Below are 17,379 nucleotides of genomic sequence, written 5' to 3'. Positions count from 1 at the left end.
CAAATTGAGAGCACAGCGTAATCAATCGATGGGGCAATTGCGCACCAAAAAAAAGCAACCTGTTGCAAGCCGTATCGTTTCGCGATGCTATCCAAAGGAACTGCACAGCTGTTACTTAGTTGCAACGAATCAGGGCATGCCGTGTCTTATGAATTAAACCGGACGAACCTACACTGAGTCGTCTTACTCCTACAGCAAGTGTGCCTTCTTTGGCATTGCTACTTTCCCCGAGTTGTTTGATTCTCTATGGGCCGTTGCTGTTGTGTCGCATACAGACGACCCCGGCACGCAAACACAGGAAGTGATCTCCAGGCATGAAATTTCAAGCGCCGCTTTTCAGCGAAGATTCCACGCCGTATGCAGGGCTGATAGGGCAAGCCACGGCCATTGCACGGCACTCCGATCTGCTCGAATGGCTACGCGGTGATGTTCAGCGCTACCTCCCTCATGACATCCTCATGGCGGGTTGGGGCGATTTTCAGGAGGGAATCATCCAGCACGACATCCTGTCCGAACTGCCAGGGGCGCGTTCCTACGGTGATGGTACGGATGGTGTTCCGTTTCTATTGGGCAGGTTCCATGACCATTGGGTTGCCGGCGGGCGGCAGCCATGCCTGCTTAAGTTCAGCCAGTTTGAGTATCTGCTGGGCAGTACACGCCTGCCTGGCTCTTTTAATTGCACTCTGGGCGGTATGCACTCCGTGCTGGTCCATGCAATGTATGACGAGAGGGCGCGCCAGGATTGCATGTACGCGTTCCTGAGTGCGGGTGAATTTCCGGTCGAGCCTGCACAGACGGCTATCCGGATGCTGATGCCATGTATCGACAACGTATTGAGGCAGATAGCGCCCCTGCCGCAGCAGCAATCCGTACCCGCCCAGCGCCAGATACCTGAGGATACGTGCGGTCTGAGCGAACGGGAAGCCCAGATCATGGCGTGGGTGGCTATGGGGAAAACCAACTCTGAAATTGGAACCATCTTGAATATCAGCGGGTACACCGTGAAAAATCACATGCAACGCATATTCCAGAAGCTCAATGTATTTAACCGCGCTCAGGCGGTCTCCAGGATTACGCGGGTGAGCTTGCATGGCTGATGTCAACCAGCTCAATTCGGCATCCGCCTGGCTCAATCGGCGCGAACCCCGGTCCATGGGGCTGGGCCGTAGCCACCTTTTTACCGCTGTCGAAGCCGGGCTTGACCCGTTGGTGCTGGTGTTCTCGCTCTGGGCGCTGGCGTTTTACTTCGAAGGGTCGGTACGTCCCGCTTACCTGATCCTGTCTGTCATCGTGTTTTCACTGACATTTCCGGGAACGTCCCAATTGCGCTTGCCTGTATGGAAAGTGATATCGAAAATTGCTTTTCATTGGCTCTGGATTGCAGGCCTGCTGTTGCTGACGGGTTTTGCGACGGAGTATTTCTATAAATTCTCCATGACCGTATTGGGTCACTGGCTTTGGGTCGCTCCGGTTGCTCAAGCGGGTGCTCACCTGGCGCTGCGGGCTGCCGCGCCTCAATTGTTAAAACTGCAGGGCCCTGCGCGCGGAGCGGTGATCGTCGGCATGAACGAACAGGGCGTTTCCCTTGCCAGGCACATCACGGGGTCTGCCTACTCGGGCATTGATCTGCGGGGCTTCTTTGACGATCGGGGTGAAGAGCGCAGGGAAACCCAGGGCGAATACAAGCTGGTGGGAAAAATTGATGACCTCCCCGCATACGTGAAGCAACATCGGATCCAGTTCATTTACTTATCTTTGCCTATGGCGTCGCGGCCGCGCATATTGCAGGTTCTTGACGGGCTCAAAGACACCACCGCCTCTATTTACTTCGTTCCCGACATGTTTATTACCGACCTGATTCAGGGGCGCAGTGACTCGGTTTGTGGGGTCACCGTGATTTCGGTTTGCGACACGCCTTTCCGCGGTGTCAACGGTGTGCTGAAGCGGGCGAGCGACATTGTGCTGTCGCTGTTCATTCTGTTGTTGATCTTCCCGGTCATGGCCGTGATCGCCTTGATGGTGAAGCTCGACTCTCCCGGTCCGATCATCTTCAAGCAGCGGCGTTACGGACTGGATGGCGAACAGATCCTGGTCTACAAGTTCCGGTCCATGGCTGTGACTGAAGACGGTGGAACGATCCAGCAGGCTCGCAAGAACGATATGCGGATTACGCGTTTGGGCGCGTTCCTGCGCAAGACCTCGCTGGACGAATTGCCCCAATTTATCAATGTGTTGCAAGGGCGCATGAGCATTGTCGGCCCGCGTCCTCACGCCGTGGCGCATAACGAAATGTATCGTTCGCTTATCAAGGGTTATATGGTTCGCCACAAGGTCAGGCCCGGCATCACCGGGTGGGCCCAGGTCAACGGGCAGCGCGGCGAAACCGACACGCTCGACAAGATGCAGTCGCGAATCGATTGCGATCTGGATTACCTGCGCAACTGGTCGCTGCAGCTGGATTTTTTCATCATTTTTAAAACGATCCGCCTGGTCTTCAAGGACAGCGCGGCTTACTAAAAACAAAAAAGGACAGCTGATGCCCCATCGCGATCTTCTTCCCATTCCGCTCCTGCTGCTGGGCCTGTTCCCCTTGGCAACACATGCCGACGAGCTTGATACCCTTCAGTTCAAAGCGGGGCAGTCTGTAACGCACGACAGCAACATCTTCCGGTTGTCGGATACGGCGAATACCCAGGCGCTGTTAGGGACACCGGACCGCGCGGACACAGTTTCGGTGACGACAGCAGGTTTCAAGATAAACAAGCCTTTGGGGCTTCAGAGATTTGAATTCGACGCTGCAATCGAAGATCACCATTACAGTCGCTTTTCCAATCTTGATTTCACCGCGGTGAACTACGCGGCTGCGTGGCGCTGGAGTTTTACGCCGGCCCTGCACGGCAACCTGACTACCGACCGGCGGGAGTACGTGGATAACACGGCGGACGTGCAAGGCGCAGGGCAGCTCAACCGCCGGACCAACCGTTCGACCGTGTTTGACGCGGAATACGAGCTCGATGGGGCGTGGAGACTGGTCGGTGGGCTTTTTGAGCGCACCAGCACCAGCAGCCAGCCTTTCACCTTTGAAGGTGACTCAAGAATTCGTGGCGCCGAAGGTGGTGTCCGTTACGTCTTCCCGTCGGCTACTTCTATGGCTTATCGCTACAAGCGGGGTGATGGCGACTATCCAGGCAGGGTGCCATCCCCGACATTTGCGGGCAGCTTCACCGATACTGAACATGAGTTCAGGTTGGACTGGGCACCGACGGCAAAAACCACCCTGCGGGCGCGCGTATCTCACCTTGACCGCGAACACGATGGACTGGCCGCACGGGATTTTTCAGGTTTTACCGGCCAGCTCGACGCGAATTGGGCCATCACGGCAAAGACAAGCCTTGCCGGAGGCGTGGTGCGTGAGCTGGGCAGCTATCAGACATCCGTAGCCAGCTATTACCAGGGCTACCGCTTCTTTGTCGCGCCGACCTGGAAGCCCAGCGAGAAAACTGCCGTGCGCCTGCGCTACGACCACGGCGAACGCAGTTTCAAGGGGCCTTTGCCGGGTTTTGCCGCAACCGGGCGCCGCGACACCACCAATCTCGTTTCCCTGGCGCTTGAGTGGCAGGCGCTGCGAGCCCTCAAGTTAATCGCATCAGTGCAGCGTGACAGGCGCAAGTCCACTGAGCCGGGTTTTGACTACAGCAGCAATGCCGTTGGTCTTTCAGCGCTAGCGAGCTTTTGATGAAATCCTTCACCCACCCCCGCTCCTAGGCGTCGTTAAGGCCTCGGCCTGAGGTGTATTTGGCAGATATTTGCTTTCCGAAAAGGCGATAACAGATGAAATTCATGATTCCTAACCTTCCCATAGTTTTATGGGCCTTGTTTTTAGCGATGGCGACTCCCGCGTTCGCCCAGCCCGCAGCATCGGGCCAGCCGCAGGCGGTAGCAGCCCCGGTTGGGGCCGTCGCGTCGGCCGTAGCAGGGGCCCCGGCTGTGCCAACCAACCAGGACTATCGTCTGGGTGCCGGTGATTCGATTGGCGTGCAGGTTTATCAAAGTCCGGACCTCTCGGTCGACGCGCGGGTATCTGAAAGTGGTGTCATCAGCTATCCGTTGGTGGGGAGTGTTCAGCTTGGCGGACTGACGATCGCTGAGGCAGAGAAGAAGATTGCCGATGCTTTGCGCACTGGCGGTTTTGTCAAGGTGCCGCAGGTCAATATCGTCTTGCGGCAGGTGCGGGGCAATCAGGTCGCGGTGTTGGGGCAGGTAAGCCGTCCAGGCCGCTTCCCCCTCGAAACCTTCAACACCCGCGTCAGTGACATGCTTGCGGCAGCCGGCGGCGTCACGCCTACGGGTGATGACGTGCTGATCGTGACGGGTCAGCGTGATGGCAAGCCATTTCGCAAGGTGATTGATATTCCGGCACTTTTTCTGAACGAAAAATCAGAGGAAGATATTGTGTTGGCGGGTGGAGACACTCTGTATGTGAACAAGGCACCGGTCTTCTATATCTACGGCGAGGCACAGCGCCCCGGGCCGTACCGTATCGAACGGGGCATGACGGTGATGCAGGCGCTTGCCCAAGGCGGCGGGCCGACAGTGCGCGGCAGTGAAAACCGCCTGCGGTTGCACCGCCGTGATGCCTCCGGGAAAGTTGTTGAAACAACCCCGCGGCTGACTGATCAGGTTCGCCCCGAGGACGTGCTCTACGTTCGTGAAAGCCTCTTTTAAATCACCATGACACTTCACCAATTTCTGTTGATTCTGCGCGCCCGGTATGGCGTCGCCGTCTTGATCATCCTGCTGTCGATCCTTGCGGCGCTGACGGTCAGCCTGATGCTACCGAAAAAATACACGGCCCAAACCGCCGTGCTCGTCGATGTGCGCTCGCCCGACCCGGTGGCCGGCGGCGCCCCCCTCCAGGGCTTGGTGGCCCCAAGTTATATGGCGACGCAAGTTGACATCATTGGCGGAGACCGGGTGGCCCAACGCGTTGTGAAAATGCTCAAACTCGATGAGAACCCGAACACCAAAGCCCGCTGGCTGGAAGCAACGGAAGGCCGGGGAGCCCTTGACTCATGGCTTGCCGACTCTTTGCAAAAGGGCCTGGACGTGCGGCCCGCACGCGAAAGTAATGTGATCAACATCACCTACAAAGGCAGTGACCCGGACGCCGCTGCGAATATTGCCAACGCCTTTGCCCAGGCCTATCTGGATATCAATCTGGCGCTGAAAACGGAGCCTGCCCGCATCTACGCGGAATGGTTTGATGACCAAACCAAGACATCGCGCGCCAAGCTTGAAGAAGCCCAGGCTCGCTTGTCGGAGTATCAGCAGAAGGCCGGCATCGTCAGCAGCGATGAACGCGTGGACTATGAGACCGCGAAGCTTGGGGAAATATCATCCCAGCTCACGGCAGTACAGGGGGAGACCACCGACAGCCAGAGTAAACGAAGCTCTCGCGGTGATACTGTCGCGGAGGTCATGCAAAGCCCGCTGATCAACGGCCTGAAAGCCGATGTTTCCCGGCTGGAGGCAAAAGCGCAGGAACTCAGCGTGCGGCTTGGGGACAATCACCCAGAACGGCAGCGTGCCGAATCTGAGCTGGCTTCTGTCAAGCGCAGGCTCGCAACCGAAACGTCGCGCATTACTGCCTCTATCGAAACAACGTACCGGGTCGGCAAAGACCGGGAGCGTGAACTGCAGGCTGCAGTGAGCGCACAAAAAGCTCGGGTTCTTGAGCTGAACAAGCAGCGGGACGAACTCAACGTCTATCGCCGGGATGTTGAGTCGGCCCAGCGTGCCTATGAGGCCGTCAGCCAGAGTGCATCGCAAACACGTTTGCAGAGCCTGAGTAACCAGACCAATGTTGTGCGGTTGAACACGGCCACAGCCCCGGTGAGCCCTTCAAGTCCGAAACTCCTGGTGAACCTGCTGGTCGCCGCTTTTGGCGGGACTTTGCTAGGCATCGCATGCGCGTTGCTGCTGGAGCTGACCAACCGTCGTGTGCGCTCCGCAGAAGATCTGGTACAGCTACTGGGCCTGCCTGTATTGGCAAGCATTTCTTCAGATGGAGGACGCGCCAGGCTTCCTGGTCCGCGCCGCCTGATGCTAGGCAATGGAGGGACAGCATGAATAGAAATAGCGCTCCGACGATACGGTCGGTTCCCCTGACACTTCCCAGTAAACCGGCCACAGGTGCCGGCCGTTCCATGGGAACAATCCTGGTGGACGCCGGTCGGCTGTCGCCTCCCGATGCCGAGCGCATTTTGCATTTCCAGCGGGACCGCGGTTTGCGCTTCGGTGATTCCGGAAAGGCCTTGGGCCTGCTGACCGATGACGATGTGCGTTTTGCCCTTTCGGTTCAGTTTGATTATCCGTACCTGGCTCATGAAACCAAACTCAGCCGGGAGCTCGTAGCTGCTTACCAGCCGGGCAGCCAGCCGGTTGAGCAATTGCGTGCCCTGCGCAGCCAGTTGATGCTGCGCTGGTTCGACACCGGGGCTGACCGCCGGGGTCTTGCTGTTGTCAGTGCCGGGGCCAAGGAAGGGCGTAGTTATATTGCGGCGAATCTGGCCATCGTATTCTCACAGCTCGGTGAACGTACCTTGCTGATCGATGCAGACATGCGAACACCCCGGCAACATCAGCTTTTCAACCTTGGTGCAACCGCAGGGCTGTCTGACATGCTTGCCGGCCGGGCCGGGCCGGAAGCGGTTATCAGCATTGCGGCCCTGCAGGATCTGTCGGTATTGCCTGCGGGTGTTATTCCTCCGAATCCGCAAGAGTTGCTTGGCCGGCAGGAGTTTTCGAAGCTGCTGCAATCGCTTGGCGAAGAATTCGACGTCATCATCATTGACACCCCCCCCGCCAGCGAATGTGCGGATGCCCACACGGTGGCCGTCCGGGCAGGAGCGGCGCTGGTGGTGGCGAGGCAAAATATAAGTTCAATGCCGCAAATGACTCGTTTCACCCATAGCCTGCGGGAATTTGGCGTGGCTCTGGTGGGCTCTGTGCTTAACGATGCTTGACGCGATTGCCTGCAAACCGGTGGACGGCATGGACTGCCCCGGCTCCCAGGAGGCCGCCTATCAGGTCGGCAGCGAGGTCAGACCAGCTCGCTGCCCGGCCAGGCAGGAACGCTTGATGCAATTCATCCATCGTGCCCACCATCGTGGCTCCCGCCACGCAGTAAAGCGCCATGCGCCATCCGCGCTTGCCGCTCGCCACACCGGCAGCTGCGCCAACCATGCCAAAGACGAGCAGGTGCGCCAGCTTGTCCCACGGCGAAGGAATCAGCCCGACGGCAACTGGCTGGGCACCGAGAATGTAGAGCGCCCCCGCAGCCAGGGCGACACTCAGCGCAGCCAGAATGCGCAGGGCGCGCTGGAAATTTTCTGGAGTTGCAGTGTTCACCATGGCTGCGATTTTGTCATGCTTCGGACTCCAGGGGCTGGATCATGTTAAGTGCCTCTTTCGACAGCCCTGCTGACTGGCGCCAGCGCTGGTCACTGGTGGTGGAAAAAATTGAGCGAGTGCAGAGCCCGGTCGACAGCCAGGCACTATTGGCATCACTCAGCCATCCCGTGCGCCCATTCGTGCTGGCTTTTGCGAATGCCCATGCGATGAATTCCATGGTGAGGTCTGTTTCATTTTTCGAGGCAATGCGCTCGGCCGATCTGGTGCTCAGGGATGGCTCCGGCATGGCAACACTTTTTAAATTACTGCGGATGCAACCCGGCCTCAATCTCAACGGGACAGACTTCATCCCGCAACTGATCCGGGCGTTCGATGGCCGCAGGATTGCCTTGTTTGGCACGCGTGATCCTTACCTGAGCAGGGGCAAGTTGCGCGTCCAGCAGGAGCTGGCCCCTCACAGCCAGCTCATCGTCGCCGATGGTTTCCTGGCGGTTGAGGCGTATGCCTTGCTGGCAGTTGAGCATCAGCCGCCGTTGATTGTGCTTGGCATGGGAATGCCCCGCCAGGAAGAAGTTGCGGCCCAATTGCGGGCATTGCTGGACTTTCCCTGCCTGATCGTTTGCGGCGGGGCGATCATTGATTTTCTCGGTGGAAAAACACCGCGCGCGCCGCTGTGGATGCAGAAGTCCGGTCTTGAGTGGCTGTTTCGCCTGGCATTGGAGCCGCGCCGGCTGTTTCAGCGGTACGTCATAGGCAACCCGCTATTTTTAACGAGGGCCCTGCGTCTGGCCTCGCTGAGCCGACGTTGAATCCGGCATTCACCGCGGGCATGAACGTTGCGGTTGCATGTGCTGGTTTTCTGCATCCTGCGATGCCGGCACGTAGCGGTTGTCCACATCCGGCACGCAGTTGGTTTTCACAATCTGCCCGGGGTTTCCCATCACGACGCAGTAGGGAGGAACGTTTTGGTAGACATAGGCTCCGCCGGCAATCCTGCTGCCTTGTCCCACTGTCACACCGCCCACCACAATCGCATGAGGGCCGATCCACACGTCGTCTTCAATTACCGGGTACTCGGTACTCCGCCGTCCGTCACCGTCAATGTAATCCCTCTGCCCGATCGTGACGCCATGAAATAGGGTGACGTTGCTGCCGATACGGGCACCCACGTTAACGACACTGCCGCGACCATGGGTGAGTGCGAGCCCGGGGGCAATGGTGACTCGCGAGGGTATTTCGATCCCTGCCAGCTGGCTCGCCAGGCGGTGCAGCAACTTTGCGGGAATCACCGCCAGCCATCGCCATGCCGGTGAAAGTCGCTGGACTGCCTGGCAAAGACGCAAGGTGATCACGACACGGAAAGCCGGGTCCAGAAGAGCGCCTTGCAGCGCGAGATGCCCGTCAGACCGTCCAAATTTTCGGTGAATATCAGCTGTCAGGAAACGCATATATTTTTTCCATGGTGGGGTTGCTGGCTGAAGCTCCGGTGCAAAACCATCGGGCCGAGTCATGCAAACCTCTGGTATAGGGTGTCCAGGTCAGTCCCAGTTTTTCTGTCGCTGCCTGCGAATCGAGTCGAATGTGCTGCGCCCATAGACGGAGCAATCCAGGTGGTAGCGCATCGGGAATCCGTCTGCTGCTGCTACCCAGATATTTCAGCGCCCGTTCGGCAGCTTTCAGCGGCGGGCCTCCCACCCAGGAATCCACTTGTAATTGCCGCCGGCTGATGCGCCGCACTGGCGTTGCCTTGAGCTCAAGGGCCAGATCAACAAAGTAGCCATTCCAGCGAGGGCTGTCCGGTGCCGCCAGATTGAAAACGGGCAACTCGCCCGGAGCCACCGGCAACTGCAGCGCAACCAGCAGCGCCTGGCAAACGTCATCCACGTGAACAAGATTGGACCAGCCGTCGCCTGCAACACCAAGGTCGCCCAGACGCCCGGACCGAAGCCATCGGCCGATACGGCCGACCCAGAGCTCGCTTCCAGGGCCAAAAACACAGCCCGGCCGCAGCATCACGGCCTCTCCGCCGCGGCGTACAAATTCCTGCAGGCTGGCTTCCGCCTCGCACTTGGCACGGCCGTACCAGCCCAGACCAGGGTCACGCGGCGCATCCTCGTTGATCAGGCCTTCTGCCGGTCCGTAGACCGACATGGTGCTCAGGTGAACAATGCGTGGACAATTTGCCTTGAGCGCGGCATCGACCAGTGCGTGCATGCCTTCGGAAATCGAAGCCCCGTCACCGGCCACACAATTAACGACCGCATCGAAGTTCTTCAATGCACTTGCAAGCTGTCCGGCGTCGCGGGAGTCGAGTTCCAGCCAGCCAGTCTGCAGGGCTTCTTCGTCCTTCGCATGCCTTTTTCGCCTGGAGGCGCCTGTAGCAACCGCCCACGACGTGTTGTGCAACATTTTCAGCAGGTGGCCGCCGATATGGCCAGAACCTCCTAAAACCAGTACTCTCATGCGGCCTCCTTGAGCTCTACGGGCGCCCGCTCTGCACGCAGCCGGCGCGACAGCGTGTCAGCCAGCCGGAGGGACATTGCAATCAGGGTCAAGGTCGGATTGGCCTGGCTCGACGTGGGGAAAACAGCGCTCCCGGCGACAAACAGGTTGCGCACCGAGTGAACCTGGCAGTCGGCGTTGACCACGCTGGTACGCACGTCCTTGCCCATCCGCGCAGTGCCGATGTGATGCCCTCCGTAGGCGCCAAAGCGTACAAGGTCGTCCTCCAGGGTCTGGCGGTTGTACTCGAGGCGGGCTTTTCCACTGCGAGCGAATTCCTCCGCCATCACGTCCAGGGTTCCGCGGACGGAGTCGATATCAGCCTGGCTGTAGCGCCAGTCCACCCTCAGGCGAGGCATACCCAGCGCATCGACAGTCCCGGCAAGCGTGACCCGGCTATGGGCTTGGGGAATTTGTTCACCGTGAACTTCAAGGCTGAAGCGGTTGGTGCGGTTGCGCAGGATGACCGACGGGAACTTGCGTTCCGCGAAAGAGCGCCTGGCCAGCCAATGTGTCAGAAAAGCCGTGGTGTCGAGGGGGTCGGTCACCACATTGAGGAGATGGCGGGCGTAAGTGCCTGCACCGGCGTTGCTGCCGTCGTTGAGTCGCTTGCCGTATTCATAGCTGATCAGCTTGCGGGCCAGGAACAGTCCCGACAGCACTCCATTGCGGTGCGTAGGGTCGGTAATGCGCGGGAAGTGCAGCCGGGCAACCGCATTGGCAAGGCCCAGGCGCTTCTGCTCGTGCGCAGCCACGGACAACCTGCGCCTGCAGTAGATGCCTTCCGGTGAAATTTCGTAACCGTGCCGCACATTGCCGACGGGCCCATGAACTGTCAGGGTGCCAACGTTCCCGGCAATGTGGCACATGTAATAGCGCCCCACCACATCGTGCTGGTTGCCGACGCCCTGCGCAATGACGTCCTGTGATGCCAATAGCAAACGGGCCGTTTCGAGCCCTCCCATGGCCAGCACCGTGGTATTCGGCGTCACACGGAAGTGTGTTCCTGCCAGTGTGCGTACCTCGAGCTCGCGTACGGCTCTCCCGTCAGCCTGCAGCCGCACCGCGGTGCAATTGGCTCCCAGCAGTACCTGGACGTTGGGTGCAATTTCAAGCTGCCGTGCATAGCGATTGCCGAAATGCGTGGGGCAGGAAAACCGTTCCAGCCCATTCGTCAGAACGCGCGAACTGTCGAATCCCGCAATCATCGGACCGGCTTCCGGAGCCAGCGCGTCACTGGCGTCATACATGAACCGTCCGGCCTCTGCCAGGGAATTGGCGCGAGGGTAGTAGGGAAGCAGATCTTCATAGGACAGCGGCCACCCGCTGTACGGAATGTAGCTGCGGGTTTCGAAGTCAATCGGATCGAACGGCATGCAGCGACCGCCCCAGATCGCGGTGGAGCCACCCAGGCGCCTCTGGCGGTATTTTCCGGGCGGGCTGTGCAGCCGCTCATCCGCGACTTCTCCTTCGCAGAGCGCCTGGGTAGGTGCATGCGCCTGAAGCTGCCCCGACTCCAGCAGGAGCACGGAATGCCCCTGCTCCGACAAGGTAAGAGCCAATGCAATACCCGCTGGGCCTCCGCCAACGATGCATACGTCGGCCTGAAGGCGGCTGCCTCCCTGGATGTCGTCGGCCTGCGAGATCATGCGGACGAACCCTGGATGGATTTGACGGCGCGCAGCGGCTGGGCTGCTACACCGAAATTGCGCTGGTGGATACGCGCAACGCTGGTAAAAAAGCGTGCAAGAGAAAAATGCTGCTCATAAAGCGCCCGCCCGTTGCGTTCCAGCGAGGTTCGAAAGGCTGGCTCGTTGAGTACACGCTGCAAACCCTGGGCAATGCCGGCCGCGTCACCGGCCTGCACAAAACAGGCATTGACGCCATCGGTTAACACCGAAGGAATTTCGCCAACGGGGCTGCAGACCACCGCAACCCCGTTGGCCATGGCTTCCAGGATGACCAGCGGCAAGCCTTCGTCATAGGAAGGCAAGACCAGTACATCTGCGCGCGCCATCAGGCGCGCGACTTGCTGCTGGTCGGACCAGCCCGCAAAATCAAGCAGCTCTTCAACGCCCAGCTGCCTTGCTTTGAGCCGGTAGGCCTCGATATCGCCGCCACCTGCGAGGATCACCTCGGTTCGTGAGACATCAAATCCAGGGAGCGCGAGTGCCTGCAAAAGATCAGATACCCCTTTGCGCTCCGAAAGGTTTCCCAGAAAGAGGACGCGCTGCACGGCTTGTTCCGAGGCGATGCGCCTGGCATGCGTGGGTTCGGGAACACCGTTGATAACGATCTCCACGCGATTGGGCTGCACACCAAGCTCTTCGATCACAAAGCGCCGTGCCGAGGATCCCAGCACCACACAACTGGAGGGTAATGAAAATACCCAGCGCGTCAGCATCTGCAGTGGACGGGGCAGCGACCTGTAGAAATGGTGCAACTGTGCGGCGTGCAAGTGGAGCACCACCGGGATACCGAGGGCGCGGCAGGCAATGATGATGGTGCTCTTACGAAAGAGGCTCAGGCGCTCGGCCATATTGACGTGGACACCTGCGAGCCGGCCGTTGAGTTTTCCGCGCACAACGCGGGCCAGGGCGGTTGCCAGCACCCAGAATGAATACAAGGCGTTGGACCCGCCGCGTGTATCGAGGGGACGAAGCTCCGCTGCATCGGCAGGGGCTGAAAACACCTGGGCCTGGATCAGGTAATCGGCTACCTTGAACATGCCTCCGCCCTTGGGTGTCCAGGGACAGGCAAGGTAGATATAGCGCCCTTCACGCGCTTGTGCGGCCGAATGCGGCAGCGATTCACTTCTCATGACTATTTTCCTGTACCTTGATAAGAAAGACCCGGATTTTTAAAGAATGCGCGTTTGAAGAAGGCGGTCATGGGCCGTTCCAGCCACACATACGAGATGCAGCCGGCAACCACCACGGCCATGCCTACGGCAAGCACGATGGCGAGGCTGTCCTGCATGCCCATCTTTTTGAGCGCCAGTACCCCTGCGGGCACCACGAAGGTGTGTGAGAGGTAGATGGAATAGGACGCATCACCGAGAAAAGACAGACGGGAAGCCAGCGGCGCACGCGAGGTCCACGGCTCCAGCCAGAGTGACCCCAGGACGACCAGCGCAGCACCGCAGCCCCATGTGGCAAAACGGTCAGCGGAGCGTCCCCAATCGGGGACAAACATGAACGCTACGCCAATCACCATGACGATCAAGCCGACTCCAGGCGACACATGCCGGAGACGCAAAAAAGCGTAGGCAACGCAAATGCCAAGAATGAACTCAAACACAATGGTCTGGGCATAAAAATCCAGTACGACCGAGCCCGGTATATAACGCCCTGCCGTGTAAATGAGCAAAAAGATCAACAGGCAAAACCGGATGCGCGGTGCCCCCAAGGCAATAGCCGCTGCAAAAATCGCATAAAAAAGCATTTCGAAATTCAATGTCCAGCCGACGGGAAGGGTGGGTAATACAAGGCCCCACGGGCTCACGGCCGGGATGAATAAAAGAGACGCTGTCAGGTGTCCAGGCTCCACGGACGCGCGGGATGCGAGGGTAGGCAAGGCCAGCAGGAGGGCGACCTTCAACAACGTGTAGAACCAGTAGAGCGGAGCGATCCGCAGCAGGCGCCTTCGCATGAAAATCCAGGCGGCACCCATTCGGGCCGCAGCGTCTGAAGGCAACGCGGAGGTCGACATGGCCATGACAAAACCGCTGATGACAAAGAAGATGTCCACCCCTGCAGAGCCGTCTGTCCAATAGCGGGTGGGACCGGTTCCGCTCACATGGATGGAAATAGCCTGGGTGATATGCATGACCACGACAAGCATGGCTGCGGCAAACCTCAGGATCTGTACGCCGGTAAATTGCTGGGTCGCCTGCTGCCTTTGCAGGCCTCCATCGGAACTCATCAATTGGCGGCCCCCTGGATTGCATGGTGATATGTCATTGCCGAGTCCTTGACAATCCGGCTTGCGATGGCCTCGCGAGCCGGCCGTTGCCGGCGAAGCAGGCCGCGTATGAGACCTGCGGCGTTGAAGCACCAGGAAATCACCGAGTAAAGCGCCTTGGTTGCGGACCGTTTTCGCCAGGTCATCAGCAACACCGGTGCCGTGGCGATGATGCAGAAGAATGCCAGGCGCAGGGATGCAGAAACCGGCCAGAACACCAGGCTCGCCATGACAGCCCACCAGCCGAGCACTGCCATATACAGGCGCAATTCCCGCAATCCCTCCAAAGCCAGATGCAGGCGCGGCTTGCCCGCTGCCGCGCGGACAAGTTCACCCAGTCCGCAGATATACCGGGTGCGCCAGCGCCGCATCAAAAGGCGATAGGGTGGTGCGTCGTGCCCGAAGTGATTGACAGCATCCACCGGCAAGCGCCAGAGGCGCCAGCCGAGGGCGCGCAGCCTTATGGCCAGGTCAAATTCTTCGTAGCTGTGAAGGTTTCGGTCGGAAAGATAGCCTGCCGCCTCGATGGCGCTGCGGCGGTAAAGCCCACCGCCGTCGAGTCTGTCCACTTTGCCCGGCCGCAGGTGCGGGGAGTCCCGTTCTCCACGCGCCATGTACTCGAGGCTCTCGGTGTTTTGCTCCACTACGCGTCCGCCCACGCCTGCAACATCCTCATGCGCCTCCAGGAAGGCTAGCGCTTTCTCAAGAAAGCCCTCCTGCATCTGCATGTCGCCATCGAGGATATAGATGAAGTCGCCATGCGAATGCTGGTAGCCGAGCTGCGGACCGACGCCGCAGCAGCGCTCATTGGGATTAGCCAGCTGGACGATGCGTATGGGATACGTGCAGGCCAGTTCCACCGTGCGGTCCGTCGAGCAGGAGTCGGCCAGGATGACTTCTCCGCCAACGGCTGAGACGGCGCGCAGTGCGCTCTCGATGGTCGCCCGAATGCGTTGCTCCTCGTTCAGGGCCTTGATGACCACGGAGACCCGGCACGAATGCCAGAGGGGTGTAATTTTGCGGGGTAATTTCTGGTTCATTTTTTATCCTGCTTCAACCGGACTGCCGGCGTGAATGGTCCGGCGCGTACGCCAGAGTTGCCAGTTTTTTACCCACTGGCCAGGCATGAAAAGCATGGCCGCGGTAAGCCACCAGCGTCTCCCGGTTGCCGCGCGATGCGCGCGAACAAGCCAGCCGAAACCTTCATGGCGGTTTCCGGATGCCAGTGCCTGCCGTGCGAGCGTCAACTCGCATTGCGCCACCAGCCACAATGCGGACCGGCGTTGCCTGATGGTCATGGTCCCTGAAAGCGCGCGGGCGCGCATGCGTTCCAGAAACGGCGGCATGGCAAGCTTGGGATGATGTGCGGTCAGGCCGCCTTCCACGGCCAGCCGATAGGCCATCAGGGGAGACCGCACCAGCGCAACAGGCGTTTTCTCTGCAAGGCGAAACCACAGATCCAGGTCTTCGCCGTGCGATTCTCCCGGGGGAAAGCAGGGCTGCATCTGCCGCAGGCGCGCGCTTCGTACGGACACCGCGCTGGTGCACAGGGACGGCGCAACCATCCAGCGCCGCGGAAGGTCGGTGATGAGTTCAACCTCCGGCTGGTCTGGCAGCACCGGCCAGCGTGGCGGCCACATGGTGGGAGTGTCGGGAACGGGCAGGAAGTCGGTAGCGACCGTATCCACGTGCGGGAAATTCGCTTGCGTTGCCAGGAGGGCTGCCAGGTATTGCGGGTGATGCCAGTCATCGGCATCGAGAAAAACCACCCATTCGCCCTGTGCCAGTGAAATCCCCAGATTCCGCGCTGCAGAAACGCCCGCATTGGCTTGGCGTACCAGGCGCAGCCGCGGGTCGGGTATGAACGTCACAAGTTCCGCACCACCATCAGTGGAGCCGTCGTCCACCACAATGATTTCGAAATCAGGAAAGGTTTGCGCCAGCACCGACGCGATGGTGTCGTTGATGTATGGCGCCTTGTTATAAAGCGGGATGACGACAGAAAATTTCATGGTCGGACTCGAGAGGTAACCGGCGAGGGATGGAAATTCCCGGCAAAGCGGGGTTCAGCACTTTCCGAAAAACTTGCCGGCTGCTTTTTTCGGGCATGCGCTTCATGCGCTGCAGCTGCCAGCGTCATCAGCAAAAGCACATGGGTGGTGAGCTCCGGGCCATAACCGAACAGCAGCAGCGGCACTTCACTGATGGAACGCAACGCGAGCGCCACAAACAGCGCCAGTGAAAGGCCGCCACTGGCACGTGCATAGCGGATGGAAAGGACCAGCAGGACCAACGCATACAACACCAGTGCAGCCGCACCCACCGCCCCGGAGCGGGACAGTGTGTCCATAAACTGGTTATGCGCATGGGTCGCGTTGGGCATGCCGATGCTGTCGCGGAAGCTGACATCCCACAGGGTGGGACCGTAGCCGAACACCGGGTTGCGCTGCCATTCGTCATAGGCAATTGCCCAAATCTGGTCCCGACCCGTCATGGATGCAAGCTGCGCGCCCTGGGCGCTGTCAAAGAAGCTGGACAAACGTGCATCGATGTCACCAAACATCAGTGCCAGCGCGATGCCAGCCACGGCAACCATGAATCCCAATAGTGAAACGATGCCAAATTCAGGCCTCACGGGGTCGCTGGCGCGGCGCAAAAATGCGGGGCCCCGGCGTACGACAAGAATGCAGGCGGAGCACAGCGTAAATGAAATCCAGGCTGTCTTGGATTGCGCCAGGAAAAGCACGACCAACCCCATTCCCCAAGCCAGGCGGTTAAGCCAGATGTTCCGCAGAGGGCGTGCGAGAAGGCACAGCAAGCCCAACTGGGCCAGCATGCCAAGTGAAACCGCATGCGCTGCGAGCCCGGACAGCCGGGGTAGGCCGGGCAACAGGCCTTGTGTATAGGAAAGGTCCAGTACCAGCGTCGGCTTGAAGGGAATCAGCAGCAACCCCGCCGCCATGAAGAGCAGCAAGGCATTGCGTGCAGCCTTGAATGCGAGGTCCCGTTCGATGCTGGTCGCCAGCACTGCCGCGGTACCGATGAGCAACGGGTATACGTAGTCGTGCGACACATGCGGATGCTGGCCCAGAAGTGCCGGGGCTGCGACCGTACCCGCCCAAAAAAGAATGAAGGCCATCAACATCGCCGATGGCGCTTGTGCCGTCTTGTCGCGCTGTAGCCAGTGCGTGATGATTCGCTCCCCTGCAAGCGTGAGCAGCAAGAGGGAAACCAGGGGCTGTGCCAAGGCGACCAGCGGATGGCGAACCACCACGGCGGCTTCCTCAAGTTTCACCGCGCTGCTGGAGATATCGCGTCCCGAGAGAAAATTGTTCATGGCCACTATCACCAAAATGGCGTAGAAAATGAGATGCATGTAGCCGTGAGCCCGGCGCGACGTAACATGAACCGCACCCGCCATACCCAGCGTGGCCAAAAGCGCCGCCAAAATTGCGCCGGCAACCAGAACGGAAATAACAACGGTTTGTTCCAAGATGGTTC

Annotated in this window: 16 protein-coding genes; 7 read left to right on the top strand and 9 right to left on the bottom strand. The window is 59.5% G+C overall.

Annotated elements, in window-relative coordinates; translation table 11 throughout:
- Positions 1-314: 314 nt before the first annotated feature.
- The 6 genes from epsA to epsG all read left to right on the top strand — a co-directional run bounded on the left by epsA (position 315) and on the right by epsG (position 7,025).
- Positions 315-1,097 (top strand): XrtB/PEP-CTERM-associated transcriptional regulator EpsA, encoded by a 783-nt coding sequence (gene epsA, locus ACQ4MS_RS02165; protein WP_431097442.1) that lies wholly within the window; start codon positions 315-317, stop codon positions 1,095-1,097.
- The gene (locus tag ACQ4MS_RS02160; protein ID WP_431097441.1) at positions 1,090-2,517 is read left to right on the top strand and encodes an undecaprenyl-phosphate glucose phosphotransferase; all 1,428 of its coding nucleotides are present in this window, start codon (positions 1,090-1,092) and stop codon (positions 2,515-2,517) included. The genes epsA and ACQ4MS_RS02160 overlap by 8 nt, the downstream gene beginning before the upstream one ends.
- Positions 2,518-2,536: 19 nt before the next feature.
- A complete protein-coding gene (epsL, locus tag ACQ4MS_RS02155) occupies positions 2,537-3,736 on the top strand; it encodes an XrtB/PEP-CTERM-associated polysaccharide biosynthesis outer membrane protein EpsL (RefSeq protein ID WP_431097440.1) in 1,200 nt (399 codons plus the stop codon).
- A 95-nt stretch (positions 3,737-3,831) separates the two neighbouring features.
- A complete protein-coding gene (epsE, locus tag ACQ4MS_RS02150) occupies positions 3,832-4,725 on the top strand; it encodes a polysaccharide export protein EpsE (RefSeq protein WP_431097439.1) in 894 nt (297 codons plus the stop codon).
- 6 nt (positions 4,726-4,731) lie between these two features.
- The gene (gene epsF / locus ACQ4MS_RS02145) at positions 4,732-6,129 is read left to right on the top strand and encodes a chain length determinant protein EpsF (RefSeq protein WP_431097438.1); all 1,398 of its coding nucleotides are present in this window, start codon (positions 4,732-4,734) and stop codon (positions 6,127-6,129) included.
- Complete coding sequence (gene epsG / locus ACQ4MS_RS02140; protein ID WP_431097437.1) at positions 6,126-7,025, top strand: chain length determinant protein tyrosine kinase EpsG; 900 nt, start codon at positions 6,126-6,128, stop codon at positions 7,023-7,025. The genes epsF and epsG overlap by 4 nt, the downstream gene beginning before the upstream one ends.
- Here the strand turns inward: epsG and ACQ4MS_RS02135 are convergent.
- Positions 7,012-7,413 (bottom strand): VanZ family protein, encoded by a 402-nt coding sequence (locus ACQ4MS_RS02135; protein WP_431097435.1) that lies wholly within the window; start codon positions 7,411-7,413, stop codon positions 7,012-7,014. The two genes, epsG and ACQ4MS_RS02135, sit on opposite strands and share 14 nt — an antisense overlap.
- A gap of 41 nt (positions 7,414-7,454) precedes the next feature.
- Here ACQ4MS_RS02135 and ACQ4MS_RS02130 point away from each other — a divergent pair, with 41 nt between their 5' ends.
- Positions 7,455-8,222 (top strand): WecB/TagA/CpsF family glycosyltransferase, encoded by a 768-nt coding sequence (locus ACQ4MS_RS02130; RefSeq protein ID WP_431097433.1) that lies wholly within the window; start codon positions 7,455-7,457, stop codon positions 8,220-8,222.
- Between the two features lie 9 nt (positions 8,223-8,231).
- On the opposite strand, the gene ACQ4MS_RS02125 is transcribed toward ACQ4MS_RS02130, so the two are convergent.
- Genes ACQ4MS_RS02125 through ACQ4MS_RS02090 form a run of 8 tightly spaced genes read right to left on the bottom strand, consistent with a single transcriptional unit; the run spans position 8,232 to position 17,371 of the window.
- Positions 8,232-8,861: a serine O-acetyltransferase gene (locus ACQ4MS_RS02125; RefSeq protein WP_431097432.1), complete on the bottom strand. Its 630-nt coding sequence runs from the start codon at positions 8,859-8,861 to the stop codon at positions 8,232-8,234.
- The gene (locus tag ACQ4MS_RS02120; RefSeq protein ID WP_431097430.1) at positions 8,842-9,876 is read right to left on the bottom strand and encodes an NAD-dependent epimerase/dehydratase family protein; all 1,035 of its coding nucleotides are present in this window, start codon (positions 9,874-9,876) and stop codon (positions 8,842-8,844) included. The genes ACQ4MS_RS02125 and ACQ4MS_RS02120 overlap by 20 nt, the downstream gene beginning before the upstream one ends.
- Positions 9,873-11,564: an FAD-dependent oxidoreductase gene (locus ACQ4MS_RS02115; protein ID WP_431097428.1), complete on the bottom strand. Its 1,692-nt coding sequence runs from the start codon at positions 11,562-11,564 to the stop codon at positions 9,873-9,875. Before ACQ4MS_RS02115 ends, ACQ4MS_RS02120 begins: the two co-directional genes overlap by 4 nt.
- Positions 11,561-12,736, bottom strand: a complete 1,176-nt coding sequence (locus ACQ4MS_RS02110) for a glycosyltransferase family 4 protein (RefSeq protein ID WP_431097427.1) — start codon at positions 12,734-12,736, stop codon at positions 11,561-11,563. The genes ACQ4MS_RS02115 and ACQ4MS_RS02110 overlap by 4 nt, the downstream gene beginning before the upstream one ends.
- 2 nt (positions 12,737-12,738) lie before the next feature.
- Entirely contained in the window at positions 12,739-13,839 is a 1,101-nt protein-coding gene (locus ACQ4MS_RS02105; protein ID WP_431097426.1) for an acyltransferase family protein, read from the bottom strand.
- Positions 13,839-14,918, bottom strand: a complete 1,080-nt coding sequence (locus ACQ4MS_RS02100) for a glycosyltransferase family 2 protein (RefSeq protein ID WP_431097425.1) — start codon at positions 14,916-14,918, stop codon at positions 13,839-13,841. The genes ACQ4MS_RS02105 and ACQ4MS_RS02100 overlap by 1 nt, the downstream gene beginning before the upstream one ends.
- A 3-nt stretch (positions 14,919-14,921) precedes the next feature.
- Positions 14,922-15,890 carry a glycosyltransferase family 2 protein gene (locus ACQ4MS_RS02095; protein ID WP_431097424.1) on the bottom strand — a complete coding sequence of 323 codons (969 nt, stop codon included), beginning with the start codon at positions 15,888-15,890 and terminating at the stop codon, positions 14,922-14,924.
- Positions 15,887-17,371, bottom strand: coding sequence for an O-antigen ligase family protein (locus ACQ4MS_RS02090; protein WP_431097423.1), 1,485 nt, complete (start codon positions 17,369-17,371; stop codon positions 15,887-15,889). The genes ACQ4MS_RS02095 and ACQ4MS_RS02090 overlap by 4 nt, the downstream gene beginning before the upstream one ends.
- Between the last annotated feature and the right edge of the window lie 8 nt (positions 17,372-17,379).

Origin of the sequence: Polaromonas aquatica (assembly GCF_050626995.1) — a bacterium.
In the GTDB taxonomy this organism is placed as follows: domain Bacteria; phylum Pseudomonadota; class Gammaproteobacteria; order Burkholderiales; family Burkholderiaceae_C; genus Polaromonas; species Polaromonas aquatica_A.
Note: the sequence above shows the minus strand (reverse complement) of the source record. Positions and strands in the feature narration are given on the sequence as shown.

What these genes read in the sequence shown, in the direction of transcription:
- epsA (WP_431097442.1), top strand. Translation starts at nt 315, where the DNA reads ATGAAATTTCAAGCGCCGCTTTTCAGCGAAGATTCCACGCCGTATGCA.
- ACQ4MS_RS02160 (WP_431097441.1), top strand. Translation starts at nt 1,090, where the DNA reads ATGGCTGATGTCAACCAGCTCAATTCGGCATCCGCCTGGCTCAATCGG.
- epsL (WP_431097440.1), top strand. Translation starts at nt 2,537, where the DNA reads ATGCCCCATCGCGATCTTCTTCCCATTCCGCTCCTGCTGCTGGGCCTG.
- epsE (WP_431097439.1), top strand. Translation starts at nt 3,832, where the DNA reads ATGAAATTCATGATTCCTAACCTTCCCATAGTTTTATGGGCCTTGTTT.
- epsF (WP_431097438.1), top strand. Translation starts at nt 4,732, where the DNA reads ATGACACTTCACCAATTTCTGTTGATTCTGCGCGCCCGGTATGGCGTC.
- epsG (WP_431097437.1), top strand. Translation starts at nt 6,126, where the DNA reads ATGAATAGAAATAGCGCTCCGACGATACGGTCGGTTCCCCTGACACTT.
- ACQ4MS_RS02135 (WP_431097435.1), bottom strand. Translation starts at nt 7,413, where the DNA reads ATGGTGAACACTGCAACTCCAGAAAATTTCCAGCGCGCCCTGCGCATT.
- ACQ4MS_RS02130 (WP_431097433.1), top strand. Translation starts at nt 7,455, where the DNA reads ATGTTAAGTGCCTCTTTCGACAGCCCTGCTGACTGGCGCCAGCGCTGG.
- ACQ4MS_RS02125 (WP_431097432.1), bottom strand. Translation starts at nt 8,861, where the DNA reads ATGCGTTTCCTGACAGCTGATATTCACCGAAAATTTGGACGGTCTGAC.
- ACQ4MS_RS02120 (WP_431097430.1), bottom strand. Translation starts at nt 9,876, where the DNA reads ATGAGAGTACTGGTTTTAGGAGGTTCTGGCCATATCGGCGGCCACCTG.
- ACQ4MS_RS02115 (WP_431097428.1), bottom strand. Translation starts at nt 11,564, where the DNA reads ATGATCTCGCAGGCCGACGACATCCAGGGAGGCAGCCGCCTTCAGGCC.
- ACQ4MS_RS02110 (WP_431097427.1), bottom strand. Translation starts at nt 12,736, where the DNA reads ATGAGAAGTGAATCGCTGCCGCATTCGGCCGCACAAGCGCGTGAAGGG.
- ACQ4MS_RS02105 (WP_431097426.1), bottom strand. Translation starts at nt 13,839, where the DNA reads ATGAGTTCCGATGGAGGCCTGCAAAGGCAGCAGGCGACCCAGCAATTT.
- ACQ4MS_RS02100 (WP_431097425.1), bottom strand. Translation starts at nt 14,918, where the DNA reads ATGAACCAGAAATTACCCCGCAAAATTACACCCCTCTGGCATTCGTGC.
- ACQ4MS_RS02095 (WP_431097424.1), bottom strand. Translation starts at nt 15,890, where the DNA reads ATGAAATTTTCTGTCGTCATCCCGCTTTATAACAAGGCGCCATACATC.